The 19,955-nt window shown below is 41.9% G+C and carries 21 protein-coding genes; 12 read left to right on the plus strand and 9 right to left on the minus strand.

Features of this window, described 5'->3' with window-relative positions; translation table 11 throughout:
- Positions 1 to 17 precede the first annotated feature (17 nt).
- Positions 18 to 614 carry an NAD(P)H:quinone oxidoreductase gene (gene wrbA / locus FTU92_RS09195; protein ID WP_026438329.1) on the plus strand — a complete coding sequence of 199 codons (597 nt, stop codon included), beginning with the start codon at positions 18 to 20 and terminating at the stop codon, positions 612 to 614.
- 568 nt (positions 615 to 1,182) lie between these two features.
- Entirely contained in the window at positions 1,183 to 1,374 is a 192-nt protein-coding gene (locus tag FTU92_RS09200) for a hypothetical protein (RefSeq protein ID WP_179989432.1), read from the plus strand.
- 58 nt (positions 1,375 to 1,432) lie between these two features.
- Here the strand turns inward: FTU92_RS09200 and FTU92_RS09205 are convergent, their stop codons facing one another.
- The 4 genes from FTU92_RS09205 to FTU92_RS09220 all read right to left on the minus strand — a co-directional run bounded on the left by FTU92_RS09205 (position 1,433) and on the right by FTU92_RS09220 (position 4,334).
- Positions 1,433 to 1,834, minus strand: coding sequence for a hypothetical protein (locus FTU92_RS09205; protein ID WP_179989430.1), 402 nt, complete (start codon positions 1,832 to 1,834; stop codon positions 1,433 to 1,435).
- Between the two features lie 262 nt (positions 1,835 to 2,096).
- Complete coding sequence (locus FTU92_RS09210; RefSeq protein ID WP_004976172.1) at positions 2,097 to 2,672, minus strand: xanthine phosphoribosyltransferase; 576 nt, start codon at positions 2,670 to 2,672, stop codon at positions 2,097 to 2,099.
- 128 nt (positions 2,673 to 2,800) lie between these two features.
- Positions 2,801 to 3,514, minus strand: a complete 714-nt coding sequence (locus tag FTU92_RS09215) for a DUF3108 domain-containing protein (RefSeq protein WP_004976176.1) — start codon at positions 3,512 to 3,514, stop codon at positions 2,801 to 2,803.
- 145 nt (positions 3,515 to 3,659) lie between these two features.
- Positions 3,660 to 4,334: a hypothetical protein gene (locus FTU92_RS09220; protein ID WP_004976182.1), complete on the minus strand. Its 675-nt coding sequence runs from the start codon at positions 4,332 to 4,334 to the stop codon at positions 3,660 to 3,662.
- A gap of 275 nt (positions 4,335 to 4,609) precedes the next feature.
- Between FTU92_RS09220 and FTU92_RS09225 the strand changes: the two genes are divergently transcribed.
- Positions 4,610 to 5,467 (plus strand): energy transducer TonB, encoded by an 858-nt coding sequence (locus FTU92_RS09225; RefSeq protein WP_171062604.1) that lies wholly within the window; start codon positions 4,610 to 4,612, stop codon positions 5,465 to 5,467.
- 212 nt (positions 5,468 to 5,679) lie between these two features.
- On the opposite strand, the gene ybeY is transcribed toward FTU92_RS09225, so the two are convergent.
- From ybeY to miaB, 3 genes are read right to left on the minus strand one after another with little or no spacing between them, the layout of a single operon-like run.
- Positions 5,680 to 6,162, minus strand: a complete 483-nt coding sequence (gene ybeY / locus FTU92_RS09230; protein ID WP_004976192.1) for an rRNA maturation RNase YbeY — start codon at positions 6,160 to 6,162, stop codon at positions 5,680 to 5,682.
- A gap of 43 nt (positions 6,163 to 6,205) precedes the next feature.
- Positions 6,206 to 7,279 carry a PhoH family protein gene (locus tag FTU92_RS09235; protein WP_004976193.1) on the minus strand — a complete coding sequence of 358 codons (1,074 nt, stop codon included), beginning with the start codon at positions 7,277 to 7,279 and terminating at the stop codon, positions 6,206 to 6,208.
- Between the two features lie 39 nt (positions 7,280 to 7,318).
- Positions 7,319 to 8,773, minus strand: coding sequence for a tRNA (N6-isopentenyl adenosine(37)-C2)-methylthiotransferase MiaB (gene miaB, locus FTU92_RS09240; RefSeq protein WP_179988454.1), 1,455 nt, complete (start codon positions 8,771 to 8,773; stop codon positions 7,319 to 7,321).
- Between the two features lie 358 nt (positions 8,774 to 9,131).
- Here miaB and FTU92_RS09245 point away from each other — a divergent pair, with 358 nt between their 5' ends.
- From FTU92_RS09245 to FTU92_RS09270, 6 genes are all read left to right on the plus strand, one after another.
- Positions 9,132 to 11,018 carry a lytic transglycosylase domain-containing protein gene (locus tag FTU92_RS09245; RefSeq protein ID WP_179988513.1) on the plus strand — a complete coding sequence of 629 codons (1,887 nt, stop codon included), beginning with the start codon at positions 9,132 to 9,134 and terminating at the stop codon, positions 11,016 to 11,018.
- 106 nt (positions 11,019 to 11,124) lie between these two features.
- A complete protein-coding gene (locus FTU92_RS09250; RefSeq protein ID WP_179993550.1) occupies positions 11,125 to 11,772 on the plus strand; it encodes a ribonuclease I in 648 nt (215 codons plus the stop codon).
- 204 nt (positions 11,773 to 11,976) lie between these two features.
- Positions 11,977 to 12,963, plus strand: a complete 987-nt coding sequence (locus tag FTU92_RS09255) for a malate dehydrogenase (RefSeq protein ID WP_019836931.1) — start codon at positions 11,977 to 11,979, stop codon at positions 12,961 to 12,963.
- A gap of 241 nt (positions 12,964 to 13,204) precedes the next feature.
- Positions 13,205 to 14,416, plus strand: a complete 1,212-nt coding sequence (locus tag FTU92_RS09260) for a YeeE/YedE family protein (RefSeq protein WP_131261021.1) — start codon at positions 13,205 to 13,207, stop codon at positions 14,414 to 14,416.
- A 205-nt stretch (positions 14,417 to 14,621) separates the two neighbouring features.
- The gene (locus FTU92_RS09265; RefSeq protein ID WP_096901745.1) at positions 14,622 to 14,870 is read left to right on the plus strand and encodes a DUF2789 family protein; all 249 of its coding nucleotides are present in this window, start codon (positions 14,622 to 14,624) and stop codon (positions 14,868 to 14,870) included.
- A 179-nt stretch (positions 14,871 to 15,049) separates the two neighbouring features.
- Entirely contained in the window at positions 15,050 to 15,307 is a 258-nt protein-coding gene (locus FTU92_RS09270; RefSeq protein WP_026438086.1) for a DUF2789 family protein, read from the plus strand.
- A 62-nt stretch (positions 15,308 to 15,369) separates the two neighbouring features.
- Here FTU92_RS09270 and FTU92_RS09275 read toward each other — a convergent pair whose 3' ends face one another.
- Together FTU92_RS09275 and FTU92_RS09280 are read right to left on the minus strand one after the other, a co-directional pair.
- Positions 15,370 to 15,897, minus strand: a complete 528-nt coding sequence (locus FTU92_RS09275; RefSeq protein WP_019836939.1) for a hypothetical protein — start codon at positions 15,895 to 15,897, stop codon at positions 15,370 to 15,372.
- 85 nt (positions 15,898 to 15,982) lie between these two features.
- On the minus strand, positions 15,983 to 16,585 hold the full coding sequence (locus FTU92_RS09280) for a 2OG-Fe(II) oxygenase (protein ID WP_104853047.1): 603 nt from the start codon (positions 16,583 to 16,585) through the stop codon (positions 15,983 to 15,985).
- 116 nt (positions 16,586 to 16,701) lie between these two features.
- Here FTU92_RS09280 and FTU92_RS09285 point away from each other — a divergent pair, with 116 nt between their 5' ends.
- From FTU92_RS09285 to FTU92_RS09295, 3 genes are read left to right on the plus strand one after another with little or no spacing between them, the layout of a single operon-like run.
- Positions 16,702 to 17,559, plus strand: coding sequence for a 23S rRNA (adenine(2030)-N(6))-methyltransferase RlmJ (locus FTU92_RS09285; RefSeq protein ID WP_026438537.1), 858 nt, complete (start codon positions 16,702 to 16,704; stop codon positions 17,557 to 17,559).
- A gap of 43 nt (positions 17,560 to 17,602) precedes the next feature.
- Positions 17,603 to 18,427, plus strand: a complete 825-nt coding sequence (pssA, locus tag FTU92_RS09290) for a CDP-diacylglycerol--serine O-phosphatidyltransferase (protein ID WP_004976213.1) — start codon at positions 17,603 to 17,605, stop codon at positions 18,425 to 18,427.
- 40 nt (positions 18,428 to 18,467) lie between these two features.
- On the plus strand, positions 18,468 to 19,550 hold the full coding sequence (locus FTU92_RS09295; protein WP_180096135.1) for a DUF6670 family protein: 1,083 nt from the start codon (positions 18,468 to 18,470) through the stop codon (positions 19,548 to 19,550).
- Positions 19,551 to 19,955: the final 405 nt, after the last annotated feature.

Here is a 19,955-nt window from a genome sequence, read left to right on the forward strand (position 1 = left end):
TCTGATTTCTTAGCATGATGCAAGCATATATTCTGGTTTTGTACTTTAGTAAATATGGTTCTACCAAAGAAATGGCACATTTAATTGCCAACGGGGTAGAGGCTAGTGGCATGCCCGTTAAAATTAGAACTGTGCCAAATATCTCGACCGTGGTGCAACAAGCCGAGCCAAGTATTCCTGCCGAAGGTGATATTTATTGTACTTTGGATGACTTGGCCAATTGTGCAGGTTTGGCTTTAGGTTCACCTACACGTTTTGGCAATATGGCATCTGAAATGAAATATTTCTGGGATCAAACCACTAGTCTGTGGCTGAATGGCGCATTGCACAATAAACCTGCCTGCGTTTTTACCTCATCGGGTTCGATGCATGGTGGACAGGAAAGTACCTTATTGACCATGTTGCCGCCATTGTTTCACCACGGAATGATGATTATGGGATTGCATAATGCGCATCCTGCTTTATCAAATACCAAAACGGGCGGTACGCCGTATGGTGCAACGCATGTGAGCGGCCCGCGCCACGATCAGGCTTTGAGTCAGGATGAAAAAATCCTTTGTGAAGCGCAAGGACAACGCCTAGGTGAAATGGTAAAAAAATTACAGGGCATGTGAGATTCTTTCTTTAATTAAGATGAAGCGTAAAATGTGGATATCGTTTTACGCTTTTATCTTTTGTACTTGAATTCGATTGGCTTATGTAGCATTGAGCGTGCTAAAAAATAAGTTCACTTTTCACCTAAAATCACCATTTGCAGTGATATTCAGTTTTTCTCTTTTCACGTCTAATAACCGCTTTAAAAGCAGAGTTTTCTGTCACGGTTCACGCAGCATTTTTTTGCAGGCTAGGGTCTGTTGACATTTCATAAATGGCTTGCGCTGTAGGCTAAAACTGAGCAGATCAGGCATGAAACGCAAGGAATAGCGAGATTATTGCTAAGTTTCATAACGCAATCTGAGAAAGTTTTAGCCACAGCCTTTCGGGGCGAGCATATTTTTTGCTGCTATTGCGTTATGTGCCAGTCATTTAGAATGACTAAATTTCCTGTCCCATGCCTTATATCAGCTAAAAAACCTTGCGAGATATATCTCTCATGCCGCAAACATAGACGAATTGTCAACAGACCCTAATGTATTGAGCACAACGGACTGCTGTAAAAATGAGAGATTGAGGAAAGTGAAAATGAATAAGTGGATGCTGATTGGGTTAGGTCTAATGAGTTTAGGGTGTTCATGGTCGAGTGTTGCAGCGACTGAAATTGTGCATAGTCTGAGTTTTTCAGAAGAACAACGTATTGAAAAACAACCTGCGGAAGCACAGTATTTAGCGGCACAAAAAACTGTGATGACTTCTGCAAGCAGCACTGCAAAATAAAAAGATGCAATCAAAAAGTGCTGCAATGTGCAGCACTTTTTTTGAAATTGATTTAGGGTTACTTAGAGTTGCTTGGCTGTTTCAACTTTTCTTTAAAGCGGTGTTTACATTTGAGGCATTGAAAATCTAGAAAAATATTCTGATCAACAATTACACCTGCTTTTTTACCAAAGCGATGCCCAAGAAAACCACCTGTGATTCCCACGCTAATTGCCCCGACAAATGTTCCAATGGTGCCGCCCATAATCACGCCCAATGGCCCTGCGGCTGTACCAATTGCCGCACCAATAGAAGCTCCCGAAGCTGCGCCGCCCACAGTACCTGCTGCTGTACCTGCAGAGCCTAATAACACGCCACCAATTTTTTGTAAGTTTTGTTGATGGTTGCGTTTTTCAACTTGAGTTGAACCACATTTCGGACAGGTGATACTGTGTTGCATCAACGGATTGTCTTGTGTCATGACTGTAAATTGCCTTATGCTCATGCCGCATGCATCAATGCACGCAGACGATCTAAAAAGTGCTGTCTAGAGCTGCAATCAGAAAAACTAGACTGCTGAATCACTGTTATTTCAAGTGCAGAATGGCGTAGCGCGGCTATTTTGTAAATTCAATATATGTAAATGAGTTGTTTAAGTTTAAAAAAAGCATAAAAAAAAGAGCGCCTAAGCACTCTTTGATCATCGGGTTTAAATGATGAACCAACATCAGTTTTAATCGACCTTAATCGCGTACAAATTCAACTGTACCGTTTGCCAAAGACTTTACTCGTGCCAATGATTCAACGCGATAGCCTTTTTCAAGCAATAATTCACGACCCGGCTGGAATGACTTTTCAATCACAATCCCAATACCCACGACTTCTGCATTGGCTTGATGGATTAAATCTGCTAAACCGAGTGCAGCTTGACCATTTGCCAAAAAGTCATCAATCACCAAGACTTTGTCGCTAGCGCTAATATGTTTGTTTGAAATGGCAATCGTGCTTTCAGTTTGCTTGGTAAATGAAAATACTTTAGAGCGGTATAAATCATCTTTTAAGGTTAAAGATTGATATTTACGTGCAAAAATTACAGGTACACCAAGCTCTAAACCTGCCATCACAGCTGGTGCAATGCCAGAAGCTTCGATGGTAATAATTTTGGTGATGCCTGCATCTTTAAACAAACGCGCAAATTCTTGACCAATTTGCTGCATCATCACAGGGTCAATTTGATGGTTTAAGAAAGAGTCGACTTTTAGAACCGCTTCAGATAGAACGATACCTTCGGCTAAAATTTTCTGTTCTAGTGCATGCACGGGAGAATCCTCAAGAGCAGGTGCTTTTCAAAGCAAAAGCGTATTTTAAAAAGCACCTGAAAAAATGCAAGAACAATTTACCAAATGGTGAATAACTGCCAAGCTTTGCTCAGTAGTTATATTCTAAATTAGTTGGTCGGGCCTTTATAGCCTGTGAGTAATAATCCATAAGACTTGTCTTTGTCTTGGTGGGTAACTTTGACAGGCAAGTAGTCAAGTTTTGGTGCCAACCAGAAAATCGTATCACGGTTTGGTTTGTTGTGTTTCAGCACCACTTTAATGGTATCAAAAGTACCATAACTGGTTTTGATTTTTTCTGAACCTTGCTTAATAAAGCGACGTGATTCCACCTCTTTATTATCGGCAATATAGTAGCTCGATTTTAAACCGCCACTTTTTAAGTCTTCACGGATTTGCAGTTCCGCATTCAACTCATCCAACACGCCCGCTTTCCACGCAAAAGAACGGGTGTCGCTGTCCTTTTTGGTGTTAATGGTTTTCGCCGAAGGATTGAAGTTAATACTCATGGTGTTGTTATGCACCAAAATCTTACTGCTGCGGCTAAAGCTAGATGAGCCAATTTTGCCATTATTAAAACTAAAACGGCTAGTTTCTGTAGCAGAGGCAATCACGCCTGCTTTGGCAGCAAACACATAACTCCATTGGTTACCTGTTTGGCTTAAAGTACGTGTTGCAGAACCTAAGTTTTTACCATTGTAGTTAAATTGATAACTGGCTTGGAAAGGACTCATGGCAAATGTTTGGCTAGAGAAACCAGCCAAAAACAGTGCTGTAGACACACCGGCTGCCATACCCATTTTTTTCAATACATGATTTGCCATTGCTGAGATATTTCCTCTGTATGTAGGGAGATGCAATTTGCTTGCTTGTTGCCATTATACGCGTTGAATATGAAGAGAAAATTAGGAATTATGCGGCTTGTGTAGTTTTCCTGTATGTATTCTCTTCTAAAGTTTCAGCTTAGCTTTATTTTTGTTTCAGCGGTGTGACTTGCGTATCTGCAAGAGATTCTTCCACATCTTCTAGTCTTTCTTCAGACATTTTGCGGAACAACGCCGTTAAATTGACGTTGCCAGTGAGCACCAATTCCGCTTCACGTAATACCGCATGATTCACATGAACTTTGCTGAGTGTGTCAATGATAGAGCGGCTTTTGCCCAACCAGCGATTTAAATCTAAATGCAGCAAATCATCTTTGACTTTAATGACTTTGAGTTTTTCTAAAATCATGCCTAAAGGGTCATCATTGCGTATTTTTTGATAGTAAAATAAAGCGCACTTCACAGCGATTTTATGCAAAAAACTTGGATAACTTGCTTCAATCACCTGCGTGTCACTAATTTGTTCAAACACAATCAGCTGAGTATCTTTATTCAATTCCATCTGTACTAATTTTAAATCGACAGACAGAGTGATGTTCAAGCCGTTGTAATCTAGGGTTGCATAAAGACGTAACCAGTCGTCGTGTAAGTCTGCGTGCAGATCTTGCAACATTTTCACATTATCGGTCACAAAGCGCTGAAAAGTCGCATTTAAGAAGACCTGAGATAATGGAAATTCACGTTCATCCTCAATAAATCCTTCCGCTTTTTGGTACACTTGACGGATACGTTGAGAGATATTGGTGATCAGGGTTTGCATACGGCCGTCCAAGTCGTTCATTCATTCTTTACAGATACAAATATTTTGTCGAATTGTATTAAAAATACAGGCATAGAAGCTTGCAGTTTAGCAAAATAAGTTGCACCATTTTTAAGATTTTAAGGCTCAGTAGTCAGCTTTTTGATGAACTTCGCAGTTTTGCAGAAAAGCAAAAATTGAGCAAAGTAATATGCTCTTTAGTTTATACCGCATTTGGCGGCTTGGGGAATCAGACGTTTTGTCGGATTAATGTGATGCTAAAAAAAATTCAATTGATGCCTTCTACGCAAGATTGGTGGAAAGATCCTATTTTTGCTGCAGCGTTGCTGGTGGCTGCTGTATTGCACGCATTAATTTTGGCCGTGCAGTTTGCTGCACCGCAACAAAGCGATGCTGCGGTCAAAGAGATTGCGGTATCGGTACGCATGAGCGATGCAAAAGTTGAAGATGCAGATTTCTTAGCCCAAGCCGATCAGCAAGGTTCAGGTACGTTCCGTGAAGAACATCGCATGTCGAGTGATATGCCTGCACCCATGACTGAACAAAGTGCAGGGGAGCAGCAATTGGAAAGTTTAGAGCGTATGCAGCAACAGCGTGAATTAAACTTTGAAGAAAAAGTATTGATGACCACGCTCAGTTGGCAAAAACAGGCTGCAGAAAATCAGCGCAAAAAAGCCATGCAGGAGTTGAATAGCCAATTCCAAGCTAAGGCTGCCATGGTCGCTAGTATTGAAGCGCAATATTTACAACGCCAACAAAATTTTAGCCGTCAGCAAAAAATTAAAACCATCGATGGGATTCAGGCCAAGCAAGACAACACCGCTGGTTATATGGAAAAATTCCGTCAAAAAGTCGAATTTTATGGTAACCGTTATTATCCAGAACAAGCCAAAGCACAGAATTTGGCAGGCGAAGTACGTTTAATGGTGATTTTGAACAACAATGGTGGGATTCGTGCCATTCGTTTAATTGAAAGTTCAGGACATGCCATGCTAGATGAAGCAGCCAAAGCTTCGGTGCGTAAAGCCGCACCTTTTGGTGCATTTGATGCCAAAATGAAAGATATTTCTGAATTGCGGATTGTACGGACGTGGCGTTTTGACCCTGCTGAAGCTGAGTTTGAGGTGCGCTAGTTTTTCCCTCTCTCTGGCTCTCTCCCAAAGGGAGAGAGGACTTTGTGGACAAGTAACAAGAATCTACTCTCTGCTTTACGCAGCAATGTTCTTCTGGTATTTAGCAATCATGGGACTCTAATGAATGTTCTCCCTCCCATTGGGAGGGAGTAGTTTTAAACAAAAAAGCGAGCCTTAGCCCGCTATTTTTATGATTTTCTAAAACTTAAAATTCAATCTCTTTCCATGTATGGATTATCCAAACCCAACTTGGCAAGAATCTCAACTTCTAAAGCTTCCATTTCTTCGGCATCCTCATCTGAGGTTTCATGATCATAGCCCATAAGGTGCAGCGTGCCATGTACTAGCATGTGAGTGAAATGCGCTAATGGTGTTTTGGCTTGTTCTGCAGCTTCCTGTAAAACCACAGGAATACAAATTACCAAATCCCCAATAGGGAAGCTCGGCAAAACTTGTGCCATTTCATCGGGTAAATCGCTTGGGAAAGACAAGACGTTGGTAGATTTGTCTTTTTTGCGATATTCCAGATTGAGCTTGTGACTTTCGGCATGATCGACACAGGCAATTCCAATTTCACAATCACTTTGGGTGTCTATATGTCTTAAAGTGGTTTCGACTACTTTTTTCAGATAGGCACGTTTTAACACCAGCTCAGGCGCTTGAATGTCCTGTTGCAGGCTGAGACTTAATTTCAAAATGAATCCTTAATACTTCAGTAGGTTGCAGAGCGCACAGCGATTAGTGCTGTGCATCTGCTGCGGCATCATTTTCCGCAATTAATGCTTCCTGGCGCGCTTTACGTTCTGCACGCGCTTCGGCACTTAAACGCTGTTGCTCACTGTCCCAGCCTTCATAGGCTTCAACAATTTTCTGAACCAGCTGGTGACGCACGACATCACGAGAATGGAAACGAGTAATATGAATTTCAGGGATTTTATCAATCACACGTAAGGCATGTGCCAGACCAGACTGCTGACCACGTGGTAAATCCACCTGAGTCACATCACCGGTAATCACTGCACGTGAACCAAACCCTAAACGGGTCAGGAACATCTTCATCTGTTCAGGCGTGGTGTTCTGGGCTTCATCCAAAATCACAAAAGAGTGGTTGAGGGTACGACCACGCATATACGCCAGTGGTGCAACTTCAATCACTTGACGTTCAATCAGCTTAGCAACTTTTTCAAAGCCGAGCATTTCATACAGGGCATCATAAAGGGGACGCAAATACGGGTCAATTTTCTGGGTTAAATCACCCGGTAAGAAGCCCAGTTTTTCACCCGCTTCAACCGCAGGGCGCACCAATAGAATCCGCTGGATTTCATTGCGTTCCAACATATCTACGGCAGCGGCAACAGCCAAATAGGTTTTACCCGTACCTGCAGGGCCAATACCAAATGAAATATCACTTTGCAAAATACGTTGCACATAACGCTTTTGGTTGGCACCGCGTGGATTAATGCGCCCTTTGCGGGTTTGCAACCAAACAGCATCCAATCCAGTATGCTCTTGCCCATCATCCGATTGTAATTCACGGTCAGTCTGACTGCCCTGAATCATCATGTGGAGCGTGTCTGCACTAATTTGTGCAGAGCTTTCCGCTTCTTCATGCAGGCGTTGCAAGAGTGTTTCGGCTCGTTCAACTGCATCAATTTCTCCATCTATAAAAAAGGCGTCACCACGATGAGAAATTTGGACGTCTAGACGTTGTTCGATTTGTTTCAAATGTCCGTTATAAGCACCGAGCATGCTTTTTAGACGTTCCATTGAAATGCCAGGAAAAGTTACTGTACGTCGAATCGCTGCAGTCAAGAGAATTCCTTAATCTGTTATTGGACTTTAGCTCCTACATTACGCCACGTCAGGCTCAAGATTCAAGAGTTCACCGTAAACTAAATTCAAAGTTTTAATCTCGGTAATCTCAATCTCCGCAAAGCGTCCGACCCAAGCAGGGTCACCAATAAATGTTACTAAACGTGTATTGTCGGCCGTACCCACTAAAATGTTCGGGTCTTTGTCGGAAACATTTTCAATTAGGACACGTTGTACCGTCCCAAGCATGGCATCGGTCTTATCAATACTAGATTGTTTGATCCATTGCTGAACTTTGGACAAACGCTCTTTTTTAACATCTTCAGGGGTGGTGTCTTCGAGTTCCGATGCAGGTGTTCCCGGACGTTTTGAGTAGATAAAACTATAAGAATGGTCAAAATCCATATCTTGAATAAACTGATAAGTTTCTTCAAAGTTTTGATCTGTTTCACCCGGGAAGCCAATAATAAAGTCGCTAGATAAGTGCATGTCTGGGCGTACTTTACGTAACTTGGCAATCTTGTCGATATACACATCAATGGTGTGGTTACGTTTCATGGCTTGTAACACATCATTCGAACCACTTTGCACAGGCAAGTGTAAATGCGACACCATTTGCGGTAAATCACGGTAGCATTGAATCAAATCATCATTAAATTCAAGCGGGTGTGATGTGGTGTAGCGAATTCGTCCAATGCCAGGTACTTCGGCAACCAAACGCAGTAAATCGGCAAAAGTACAAATTTTACCGTCAAAAGTTTCACCGCGATAGCCATTTACGTTTTGACCGAGCAAGCTAATTTCACGCACGCCTTTTTCGGCCAAAGTCGCAATTTCAGCTAAGACATCATCTAAAGGACGTGAAACTTCTTCACCGCGCGTGTAAGGCACTACGCAGAAAGAACAGTATTTTGAACAGCCTTCCATAATCGACACAAAAGCTTTAAACCCTTCAACACGCGGTTCAGGTAAAAAGTCGAATTTTTCGATGTCTGGGAAAGAAATATCCACCAGTTTGATTTTTTCTTTCTTTGGTTTTTCAACTTGATCGTGGTGCTGATCAAGCATTTGTGGCAAACGGTGCAAGGTTTGTGGGCCAAAAATCATATCCACATACGGTGCGCGTTTTTGAATGTTGTCGCCTTCTTGAGAAGCCACGCAACCGCCTACACCAATGACCAAATCAGGATTTTTTTCTTTAAGCTTGCGCCAACGTCCTAATTCAGAAAATACTTTTTCTTGGGCTTTTTCACGAATTGAACAGGTGTTCATGAGCAAAATATCGGCATCGGCAGGGTTGCTGGTCAGCACATAGCCGTGCGAGTCGCCCAAAAGGTCTGCCATACGGTGACTGTCATACTCATTCATCTGACACCCTTGCGTTTCGATATACAGTTTTTTAACTGAACCGTCGGCTGGGGTGTGCTGTGGCTGGGTAACAGTGTTTTCTGAGGCAGCTTGGGCACCATTCGGGATGAAGGTTTGAACCGTCATGTAGGCTCCTAAGAGATAATTCACGAGTTCGTTTATAAAAATAAACGGAATAGATAAAACAGAGGGGCGTATTTTAGCAGGAATTCAAGATAAACTGACAGCCTTTAATCCGTGCATCACATACTTGAAATGTGAAGCAAAATTGTTGGAAGATTGATTTCAAGATTAATAGTGTCTAATCATAAGGTTACATAACAGAACACAACTTGGGTTCTAGACTAATTAAACTAAGCTGAATGATTGGATGCGGATCTCGAGGCAGAAGTAAATGACTGAAGGCAAGCGAATGCTGCAAATGATGAAACAAAATAATAAATTAACGAAAAAGCTTGTGCTAAGTCTGGTTTCGCTTGCCGTGATGACGGGTACGCATGCCGCAAATGAACAGTTTAATGATGCACTGCGTGCAGCCAATTCAGGTGATGTCGATTTATTGCAGCAGTATCAATATGCCATGCAAAATGATGTTTTGGGCTACTATCCTGAATACTGGGCATTGAACACCAATTTGGGCATGCAACCTGCCAGTGCAATTGTTCAGTTTGCACAGCGCCATCCACAATCAGCGATGGCAGAAAAACTCGCAGCCGATTACATCGAAGAAAAAGTGAAACAGGCCGATTTTAGCAGTGCACAACCTGTGCTTGCCTATGTGAGTAATGCTGATCAGGCCGAAAGCTGTGCCATGGCACAAGTTCGTACCCGTTCGGGTGATCCTTTGGTGGTCGCGGAATTTAAAGATGTTTGGTTGACCACGAACTCACAACCTGAATCTTGTACAGGTCTAGGTCGAATGATGCTCTCTAGTCCAATTATGACTCAGCAAGATAAACAGCAACGCTTATGGGCACAATTGCGTGCAGGGCAGTCAGGGCTCGCTTTAGCGACTGCGCAAAGTTTAGGTATGAATATCAGTTTGGCACAATTGAACAGCATTCAAGCCAATCCACTGAATTATTTGTGGTCTGCGCCTAAAGCAAGCAACGAAGACCATGCCTATCTTATTTATGCGATCGGACGTTTAGCCGATAGCGATTTAGACTCGGCACTTTCTTCACTAAAACGCAGTGCAGAAGGTGCGCCAGAATCGGTACAAAAAGCCTTGTATCGTGCTGTGGGATATATTGGCGGCACTACAGTCATGAAAAACAATTTTAAGCGTGAAGTGTTAAGTGCCTTAGACGCCAGTTATGGCTTACCTTTTAGTCCCGAAGAAGCAGAAATTTATGCCCGTCAGGCGATTCGTTTTGGCGCATGGGAAAGTGTGATTCGTGCTGTAGACAGCATGAGTGTGACTCAAAAACAGGAAGATCGTTGGCAATATTGGTTGGCACGTGCTTCAGAACAACGCAATGATGCAGCGTCGAAACGTAGTGCACAAAATATTTATAAAAAATTGGCGCAGGGTGATGATTATCACAACTTGTTGGCAAAAGATCGTCTTGGGCAAACCTACAACACGATTCCTGCGAATACGCAACCAAGTACCAATGACTTACAGCGTTTGAATCAAGATATTCACTTTAACCGTGCCTTTACTTTGCGTGAAATTAATGCACCTGCCAATTATGTCAACCGTGAATGGAACTGGGCGGTACGTCAGGCGTATTTAAGACAGGATGATGGTTTGATTTTAGCAGCGGCTAAGCGTGCAACCGATATGGGTTGGTATGATCGTGCCATTTATGCAGCAGATCGTACTGTGAATAAGCACAACTATAGTTACCGTTATGCTATGCCACATCGTAATTATGTTGTGAGCCACAGTCAAAATGCAGGTATTGACCCTGCTTGGGCTTATGGTTTGATGCGTCAAGAAAGCCGTTTTAATACTACTGCACGTTCGCATGTAGGTGCAGGTGGACTCATGCAAATTATGCCAGACACGGCACGTTTGGTTGCACGACAAATGGGTGAAACTTATAATCCTGCTGCACTCAGTGACATGAATACCAACATCCGCTACGGTACATTTTATTTGTCGACCATTCAGCGACAATTAAGCAATAGCCCTGTGCTGGCCACAGCAGGATACAACGCCGGGCCAAATCGTGCACGCCGTTGGCAGCCAGAGTTTCAGCAAATTGCGGCAGACCAATATACTGAAAGCATTCCTTTGTTGGAAACACGTGACTATGTCAAGCATGTCATGACCAATGCCACGCACTATGGTGTGCTGTTGGGGCAGGGTGGACAATCAATGAGTAGCCGTATGCAACATATTCCATCTCGGAATACACCTTAGGAAAATGTTACAAGTGATACAGTTAGATGATCATGCGTGTTGATATATAGATGCGTGAGTCATTGGGTGTATAAGAATTTAGGGGGCTGAAGCATTGAAAATGTGGATGAGTACAGTTTTACAGCCAATTCAAGTTACATTGCTCGGTTTGAGTGGTACAGCTTTGGTTTTGTGTACGCAAAATACATTTTCTGCCCCCGTGCAAGGCTATGTGATGTCCGTGCAAATGACGCCCGCCGTGTGTTTAATCGATTCGAGCAAAAGCAAAAAGCGTAAATGTTTAGAAGGTTACTCACTGAATATTGAGGGTTTATATCCCGAAGTAGCCACGCGTGAATGTAGCACCCATTCATCGGCAAAGTTACCGCCGCTACAAGCGAAGGTAGTGGCGCGAGTCATGCCTGATGAAGCTGCACGGATACAATTGTGGCAAGGTATTGGCGGCTGTGTGCCCATGAATGCCAGTCAGTATTTTCGCATGATTATTAATAATGCAGATCGGATGAACGTGCCTTCGGTATTGACAGGCCAAGACACGCAGACGGTGCAATTGTCACAACTACGGAGTTTGTTTCTCAAGTCCAATTCAGGTATGTCATCAAAAAGCGTGCATTTTCAGTGCTCTAACCATCAAGGTAAAAGTTATTTAACTGAAATCAAAATTTGTTATAACACCGAAGGACGCTATAAGCAGTGCGGTGCAGCGATTGAATCAAATTGCCCGAATCAGTTTGTCATTAAAGGTTCTTACTAGTTTGCTAGGTGACTGTAATTTCTGAATTTTAAGCTTTTTGAGAAATTTTATTCATATTTTCTATCAGACTTTTGTGGAATTTGATGCGCTTTTGCATGCATCCGCTGAATGATTGGAGTACAATCTTTCGCGTTTATGATTATTAAGATTAGATAGAACAGCTATTTAATCGCATTGACTATCCTCTCAATTGGAGATAATTACATGAAGCAACCTGTTCGCGTTGCCGTTACTGGCGCTGCTGGTCAAATTGGTTACAGCCTATTATTCCGTATCGCTAGCGGTGAAATGTTGGGTAAAGACCAACCAGTTATCCTTCAATTATTAGAAGTTCCTTTTGAGAAAGCTCAAGCTGCGCTTAAAGGCGTAATGATGGAACTTGACGACTGTGCTTTCCCATTATTGGCTGGCATGATCGGTACTGATGATCCTAAAGTGGCATTTAAAGATGCTGACTACGCGTTATTGGTTGGTTCTCGTCCACGTGGTCCTGGTATGGAGCGTGCTGACCTTCTTAAAGTAAACGGTGAAATCTTTATTGGTCAAGGTCAAGCACTTAACGAAGTTGCTAGCCGTGATGTTAAAGTTCTAGTTGTTGGTAACCCAGCGAACACGAATGCTTACATCGCAATGAAATCTGCTCCAGATCTTCCAGCGAAAAACTTCACAGCAATGTTACGTCTTGACCACAACCGCGCGTTAACTCAACTTGCTCAAAAAGCTGGCGTTGCTGTTTCTGACATCAAAACAATGACAGTTTGGGGTAACCACTCTCCAACAATGTATGCTGACTACCGTTTTGCAACTGCAAATGGAGAAAGCTTAAAAGACAAAATCAACGATGCTGAATGGAACAAAGACGTATTCCTTCCTACAGTTGGTAAGCGTGGCGCTGCGATCATCGAAGCACGTGGTTTATCTTCTGCTGCATCTGCTGCAAACGCTGCAATTGACCACATGCGTGATTGGGCGCTTGGCACAAACGGCGAATGGGTAACTATGGGTATTCCTTCTGACGGTTCTTACGGTATTCCTGAAGGCGTAATGTTCGGTTTCCCTGTAACTTGCGAAAATGGCGAATACAAAATCGTTCAAGGTCTTGAAATCGACGAGTTCAGCCGTGAGCGTATCAACTTCACGTTAAACGAACTTGAAGAAGAACGCGCAGCAATTGCTGACATGATTAAATAATTTAATCTGCTAGATTAAGTTAAAACTCCTTCGGGAGTGATGCCAGTCAACCTAAAAGTTGACTGGCATTTTTTTTGCGCTTGATTTTATCTTTGCAATTAAAAGCCTATCATCAGCTAAGCTCATATTGCTTATCAAATATCAGAATGGATAAGCGACTATAAAATAGGTCGATTGACCTGCACGGTAGGGGAAATTGCTTAGAATACGCGGGTTTCCTTTTTCAAATCTTCTCTCTGTCATGTCAGTTATTGTTGCAAGTGCCCATAGATCGAATGTTTCGGTTTGGGTGGCTTTTATCTTACTTGTTGTCGGTACTATCGGCGCCTATCAAATCGTGGGTCTAAATCAAGCACTGTTATTTTTAATTGGTGGTGCTTTGGGAATGACGTTGTATCACGCCTCTTTTGGTTTTACTTCTAGCTGGCGTGTGTTTATTAAAGAACGTCGTGGTCGTGGTTTGCGGGCTCAAATGATTATGCTGGGCTTGGCGGTGTTGTTGTTCTTTCCTGCTTTAGGTGCAGGTGAGTTGTTTGGCAATCCCGTCAAGGGCAATGTCAATCCTGTGTCGATGTCGGTCATGATTGGTGCTTTTATTTTTGGTATTGGCATGCAGTTGGGGGGTGGCTGTGCATCGGGTACGCTATACACGGTAGGCGGTGGCAGTGCGCGTATGTTGGTTACGCTATTTTTCTTCTGCTTAGGTTCACTGATTGCCACTTCGCATTTAGATTGGTGGTTTAATCTGCCGCATTTGGCGCCAATCTCGATTGTCGAAAGTTTTGGGGTGATTCCTGCACTTATTCTAAGCTTTGTTATTTTTGCTGTGATTGCTGCCGCAACCGTGTTTTTTGAAAAGAAACGTCATGGCAGTTTAGAAGTCGAGCCGCAAAGTCAGTACCATGGTTGGAAGCGTTTCCTCAAAGGTCCTTGGCCGTTAATTTGGGGTGGGCTTATTTTAACGCTGCTGAATTTTGCTACCTTGGTATTGGCTGGTCGTCCGTGGGGCGTGACTTCTGCGCTTGCAGTTTGGGCTGCAAAAGTTGCTGTTTTTGCGGGTGTAGATGTAAGCGCTTGGGATTATTGGCAGCAGTCAGGCAATGCTAAAGCATTGGCAAATTCATTGTGGCATGACATCACCTCTATGATGAATTTTGGCATTATGTTGGGTGCATTGCTTGCTGCAAGTTTGGCTGGAAAATTTGCCCCGAACTTTAATATTCCACGCCGTTCACTGGTTGCGGCTGTTATAGGTGGCTTATTACTTGGTTATGGTGCACGTTTGGCCTACGGTTGTAACATTGGCGCATACTTTAGCGGAATTGCTTCGGGCAGTGTGCATGGTTGGTTATGGCTAGTATTTGCATTTATGGGGAATGCCATTGGTGTGAAATTGCGCCCAATCTTCTTTCCAAATGAAAAGCCACAGCCTGAAAAACTAACAGGTTGCTAACTTTTAATTTAAGTAGATGAAAGCCAGTCGGTTTACATTGACTGGCTTTTTTGTTGCCTGTCATCGTGTTAAGAATATTGAGTGGGATGCTTCAGGTATATCGCATCGTACAAAAAATAACATGCTGCAACTCAGCTGCTGCTGAATTGTGGCTCAAAGCAGGTTAAGGTCATTAAAAGTACAAGACGAATCAAAGGAGGATGCCATGTTTGACCAACAACCGACTTTAGAACTGTTATTTCAACAATTGGGTCTAGATGCTGACGATGCAGCAATTGATCAATTTATTCGTGAGCATCAATTACCTGCAGAAACCAAATTACACTGTGCTGAGTTTTGGACGGAAGGGCAGCGCCAATTTTTGCAAAGTCACTGGAAAAAAGATGATGATTGGGCCATTGTGATTGAAACCTTAAATGAGCAATTGCATAGTGATCAACACCCGAGTGTTTAATCGGTATTTAAGTTAAAAGTTTTTAAGTTAAATCAAATATTTTTCATCTAAAAAGCGCCAGTAAACTGCGTGCTCACAAAAAGATACAACAAACCCAGTCGGAAGACTGGGTTTTTTATACAAAGTGTTATAAGTTGGTTGAATAAGGAATTACAACGAAACTAATAAAAGGGGGCAAGGTGCTCATGCAAAATACTCCATCATTAGCCATGTTATTCAGCCAACTCGGTTTAGCCAGCAGCCCTGCAGCCATTGAACTGTATGTACGTACGCATCAATTACCTGCACATATTAATTTACATGAAGCGCCGTTTTGGAATAAATCACAACGTGAATTTTTAATCAGTCATTTGGTACAAGACGATGATTGGGCCATTTGGATTGATGAACTCAATCAACAATTGCATTTAGATGCTTATCGTTTACAAGCTGTTTAGGTTTAAGTCATCGTCATATTTAATATGTTTTCATTAAAAACGCCTCAGAACGAGGCGTTTTTTTAATGCATTCTGCTTTTGAGAATTTGTTTAAACCAGACTTCGGTTTGATAGGCGTTAAAGGCAGGGTGAATTTGTAAGAGTTCCAAATCAAATTCGGCAGTTTTACTGTACTTGCCTAACCAGTGGCGACACAGTGCACTTTCATTTTTACTGGCGCTGGCATAAGCCAAGAAAAAGAAAATATCTCCATGTGCATAATGAGTCATGGCTTTTAAAATTTGTTGGGTAATTAAGGCGTATTTTGCATCGCGGGTCAGCTCAAAATACATCATATAGGCTTTGGCCAAATGCAAAGACAAATTGATATATAACGTCACTGGCATTTCTTCAAATTCAACCCGACCTTGTTCTAACAGCACAATGGCTTCTTGCAAAAAGTAAATCTGTTCTTGGCGTAACTCGCTCAAACTCACCAATTGTAAGCGTAAATCGGCACGTTCTAATGCCAATTCAGGCGTATTACCTTGTAAAAAAAGTTGGTCGGTTTCCCCAATACGTTGAATAAGCTGTTGAGTCGAGTTGCGCATGGGTGAATTCCTGATAGCAATATTTGCTCTACATCGGGGCAAATTTACAGTTTTAAAGCCAATAATTTAAAAAAGCGGTCTATCTTTACCAAAGTTGGTTGCCGCTGCGTAGCCATGCAGTAATAGAAAGTCGTTGCTGTGTCGCAGGCAAAACTTCATGCAATAAATCACTTTGGAAAATTGCAATCCGATTTGGGCGTGGTTCTATAATTTGCCATGCTCCATGTTTGTCTTGTAAACGTAGTTGTCCACCCCAATCTGTCTGCCATTCAGGGTGTAAATAATAGACAGCAGAAATCACCCGATCATTTTTTTGTTGTGGGTTATCGCGGTGCAAGGCATAAAAAGAACCTGCTTGGTAGCTGGCAAAATGCGCTTCGACCTCACGAATCCCTAAATAAAATGCCTGATTGAATTGTTCGGCCAAAGTCAAAAGGGTTTGGGTATGTTGTTGTGCAATGCTTAAATTTTCGTGAATCCATAAAATATGATCACTGCGAATTTTGCTGACCACACCATTTTGAATGGCTGCTTCACGAAATTGATCTAAATTTTGACTACACTCTGCGAGAACTTGTTGTTGATATTCAGGTGAATAGGCATCATCCAACATGGCAAAACCATGCAAATCTAAATCTTCAAGAATTTGATCAATATTCCAAGATTTTGGAAGCAGTGTGGCGTCCATAAAATAGATACTCAGACAAAATGCAAGACAAGCTGATTATTTTAGAGGAATACAAGCTCCTGAATGAAACTTTTTTTCATGCTAAAATGTCGGTTGATTTTAGGAATGAACCAAACATGAATTATCGTCACCATTTCCATGCGGGCAACTTTGCCGATGTCATGAAGCATGTTTTATTGCTGCAAATTCTGACACGTTTAAATGCCAAAGATAAACCTTATCGCTATGTCGATACACATGGCGGTGCGGGTAAATATGACTTATCTTTAGCACCTGCACAAAAGTCGGGCGAATTTTTAAATGGTATTCATCGTTTAGTGAAACTAGATGATTCAATCAAACGTCAGGCACCAGAAGGCGTACAGCAGTATTTAAAACTGGTTGAAGCAATGCGTGAAACGGATGGGCAAGGTGCATATCCCGGTTCGCCATGGTTTGCTTTACAAGGTATGCGTGACATCGACAAAGCAACTATTTTTGAAATGCAGCGCGATGTATTCCAGCAATTGCGTCATAACATTCGTGACAAACGCGCAGGTTTACATGAGCGTGATGCTTACGAAGGTTTATTGGGCGTCATTCCACCAAAAGAAAAACGCGGTTTGGTGATGATTGATCCACCGTATGAATTGGAACGTAAAGATTTCCCTCAGTTGGTTGAATTATTGGCAGCTGCACATAAAAAATGGCCAACAGGCGTATTTGCGGTGTGGTATCCAATTAAAGACCGCGCCATGATTGAACGTTTTGAAAAGAAAATGTTTAAAACAGGTATTCGCCGTCAACTCATTTGTGAAATTTGTGTGTGGCCTGACGATACTCCTGTGGGCTTAAACGGTTGTGGTTTATTGGTGATTAATCCACCATGGAAATTCTCTGAAGATGCAGATGAAGCCCTGCAATGGTTGTTCCCGCACTTGCGTATGCAAGAACATGGTGGACATGCTGCAGTGCGTTGGTTAGTTGGCGAATAAAAAATTTAAATAGACGTTCAGGTTACAGTTAGGACACAAAATAATGACAAACACATCCAAACCCGAAGGAGAATATAGTTCCCGTGATCTTGAGCATGACGGAATTACATTTGAAGTGGTGGAAGAAGAACATACCCGTGAAGGGCAAAAGGTGAAACGTCGTGGTATCTATCTGTGGCCAAACCTGATTACCACGGCAGCCTTGCTGTCGGGTTTTTACTCCATTATTGCCAGTATGAATGGCGAATTTAGCCAAGCGATTTATGCCATTTTTCTAGCAGCATTGTTTGATGGTTTAGATGGTCGTGTGGCACGTGCGATTGGTGCGCAAAGTCCATTTGGCGAACAGTTTGATTCATTATCCGATATGCTCGCCTTTGGTGTTGCACCTGCGATTTTGATGTATAGCTGGAGTTTGCATGATTTAGGTCGTATCGGCTTGGCGGCTTGCTTTGTTTATACGGCTTGTGCCGCATTCCGTTTGGCGCGTTTTAATGTGCAAATTGGTGTGGTCGATAAACGCTACTTTATTGGTGTTGCAAGTCCTTTGGCTGCGCTGATTATCGTGTCGCTGGTTTGGGTAGGACGGGATTTTCCTGAACTGTATGATATTCGTGAAATTGGTCTACAAATCCTCAATGCTGTGATTATTATTGCAGTAGGATTGTTGATGATTTCCAATATTAAATATTATTCATTTAAAACCTTTGATCGTAAGCGTGTGCCGTTTTTTGTATTGCCAATCGCAGTATTTATCCTTGCAGCCATGACTTATAATATTCCTGTTGGAATTTTAGTGATTTCAATTATTTATGCACTTTCAGGTTTTGTGACCACTTTTATGGCAAGAAAAAATGCAGTGAGTTAATTAAGCTTTCATAAAAGCATCAACTCACAAGGAGTTTGATATGCAGCTGTTTCAAGATTTTCTCGATCGTTCCAAACAACTCAATCAAACTCCTGCGGCAACCGCCAAACTGCCTTATCACGCCCCAAAACATCATTATAAATTTATCTATCAGGGCTTAATTCTTCCTAATTTGCCTGCACCCTTACATTATCTCAACTTTATTGGTTTATTGGGCAGCCTAAATACCGCAATGCTGCGCCCTGAAAATGTGATTACAACCTCAGCTTTAGACACAGCCAGTATTCTTTGTAGTAGCAGCCCACACATGGTGGGGCAGTCCAATCATTATTCAATACAACATGATTGCGTATTTACTGCAGAGTATTTTCAGTTTGCCAATAAAGAGCGCATTACTGGACACTTTCCGCAATTTCATATTCAACGTGAAGATAGCGAACTTAGCTTTGATTTAAAGATCACCACAAGCTCTACAATTTCATATTTCACTAAATTGCGAATGAATTTGGCAGAACATTGGTCTTTGCTGTGTCAGTGTCAGGGAAGTGTACGCTATAAAGATCAGCATTTTCAGATTGAGCAATTGGGTAGTTTTGAGTTTGCCCGCTCAATCCAGTTTCCTTATTTCGCTGTGGCATTTTTTTGCTATCAAGTGATTAATCTGAATCATCAGCAACAAATGATATTGCTACAAAGTCGTGATGTGTTGAATCGAATTTTGCAATCTCGAATCTATCTGCGAAATGCGAACACGGAGCAAACTCGGGTATTTGATGGGCAAGTACAATTTAATATTCAACGGGTTTATCCAAAAGTAAAAACGCCAACAGGTCAGTGTATGTATTTGCCACGTGAGTTTGAATGGCGTTATCAAGATGAAGATGGCACCTCAATTCATTTACAGGCGCAGAGTCGTGGTGATTTTAAATTTGGGGCTGCAGCAGGTTATGTCGGAAGTTTTCAATATCAGTTGGCTATAAATGGCGATCAACAACAAGGAGAAGGAGGCTATTGTGAATATATCGACTGCCGCGCACTGAAATGGCAGGAACATGATCAGCTAGAAAAAATGCCAGATGTAGTTATGAATCCTGAACCTTTTATGATCAAGAAAAAGAAATAAACAGTATTTTGTGGAAAAGTAAAGTAATTTGTTGAATAAATAACCGTTCGGACTAAAAAACTTATAAAACTTAAAAAGAGGGGTTGCATGGCGAAATATTTCACCTATAATGCACATCCATCGGCGGTGATGAAGATTAAAACTTCTGGTAAAACAATGACTTGATTGAAATCGATTGAGTTGGGTTTTAGAAAAGAAGTTTAAAATAATTTAAATTACCAGTTGACACTTTAGAAATAAAGCGTAATATAGCCGACCTAGCTTGATGCTGACGAAGTATCGAGAAGATCATTAAGAGATTATGAAGAACAACTTGTGTGGATTTTTACTGATTGATTGATCGAAGATATTTCATTGATTGATTGGTTTAAATTACTCGAAGTTTATTTGAGCGAAATTTAAGTC

The organism is Acinetobacter sp. YH12205, from assembly GCF_013418125.1.
Taxonomy (GTDB): domain Bacteria; phylum Pseudomonadota; class Gammaproteobacteria; order Pseudomonadales; family Moraxellaceae; genus Acinetobacter; species Acinetobacter towneri.

Excerpts from the sequence above, each read along its gene's own strand:
- FTU92_RS09285 (WP_026438537.1), top strand. The coding sequence starts at position 16,702 with ATGAATTATCGTCACCATTTCCATGCGGGCAACTTTGCCGATGTCATG.
- FTU92_RS09200 (WP_179989432.1), top strand. The coding sequence starts at position 1,183 with ATGAATAAGTGGATGCTGATTGGGTTAGGTCTAATGAGTTTAGGGTGT.
- FTU92_RS09205 (WP_179989430.1), bottom strand. The coding sequence starts at position 1,834 with ATGACACAAGACAATCCGTTGATGCAACACAGTATCACCTGTCCGAAA.
- FTU92_RS09265 (WP_096901745.1), top strand. The coding sequence starts at position 14,622 with ATGTTTGACCAACAACCGACTTTAGAACTGTTATTTCAACAATTGGGT.
- FTU92_RS09255 (WP_019836931.1), top strand. The coding sequence starts at position 11,977 with ATGAAGCAACCTGTTCGCGTTGCCGTTACTGGCGCTGCTGGTCAAATT.
- FTU92_RS09295 (WP_180096135.1), top strand. The coding sequence starts at position 18,468 with ATGCAGCTGTTTCAAGATTTTCTCGATCGTTCCAAACAACTCAATCAA.
- FTU92_RS09250 (WP_179993550.1), top strand. The coding sequence starts at position 11,125 with ATGAGTACAGTTTTACAGCCAATTCAAGTTACATTGCTCGGTTTGAGT.
- FTU92_RS09275 (WP_019836939.1), bottom strand. The coding sequence starts at position 15,897 with ATGCGCAACTCGACTCAACAGCTTATTCAACGTATTGGGGAAACCGAC.
- FTU92_RS09220 (WP_004976182.1), bottom strand. The coding sequence starts at position 4,334 with ATGCAAACCCTGATCACCAATATCTCTCAACGTATCCGTCAAGTGTAC.
- FTU92_RS09245 (WP_179988513.1), top strand. The coding sequence starts at position 9,132 with ATGACGGGTACGCATGCCGCAAATGAACAGTTTAATGATGCACTGCGT.
- FTU92_RS09280 (WP_104853047.1), bottom strand. The coding sequence starts at position 16,585 with ATGGACGCCACACTGCTTCCAAAATCTTGGAATATTGATCAAATTCTT.
- FTU92_RS09215 (WP_004976176.1), bottom strand. The coding sequence starts at position 3,514 with ATGGCAAATCATGTATTGAAAAAAATGGGTATGGCAGCCGGTGTGTCT.
- FTU92_RS09225 (WP_171062604.1), top strand. The coding sequence starts at position 4,610 with ATGCCTTCTACGCAAGATTGGTGGAAAGATCCTATTTTTGCTGCAGCG.
- FTU92_RS09260 (WP_131261021.1), top strand. The coding sequence starts at position 13,205 with ATGTCAGTTATTGTTGCAAGTGCCCATAGATCGAATGTTTCGGTTTGG.
- pssA (WP_004976213.1), top strand. The coding sequence starts at position 17,603 with ATGACAAACACATCCAAACCCGAAGGAGAATATAGTTCCCGTGATCTT.
- wrbA (WP_026438329.1), top strand. The coding sequence starts at position 18 with ATGCAAGCATATATTCTGGTTTTGTACTTTAGTAAATATGGTTCTACC.
- miaB (WP_179988454.1), bottom strand. The coding sequence starts at position 8,773 with ATGACGGTTCAAACCTTCATCCCGAATGGTGCCCAAGCTGCCTCAGAA.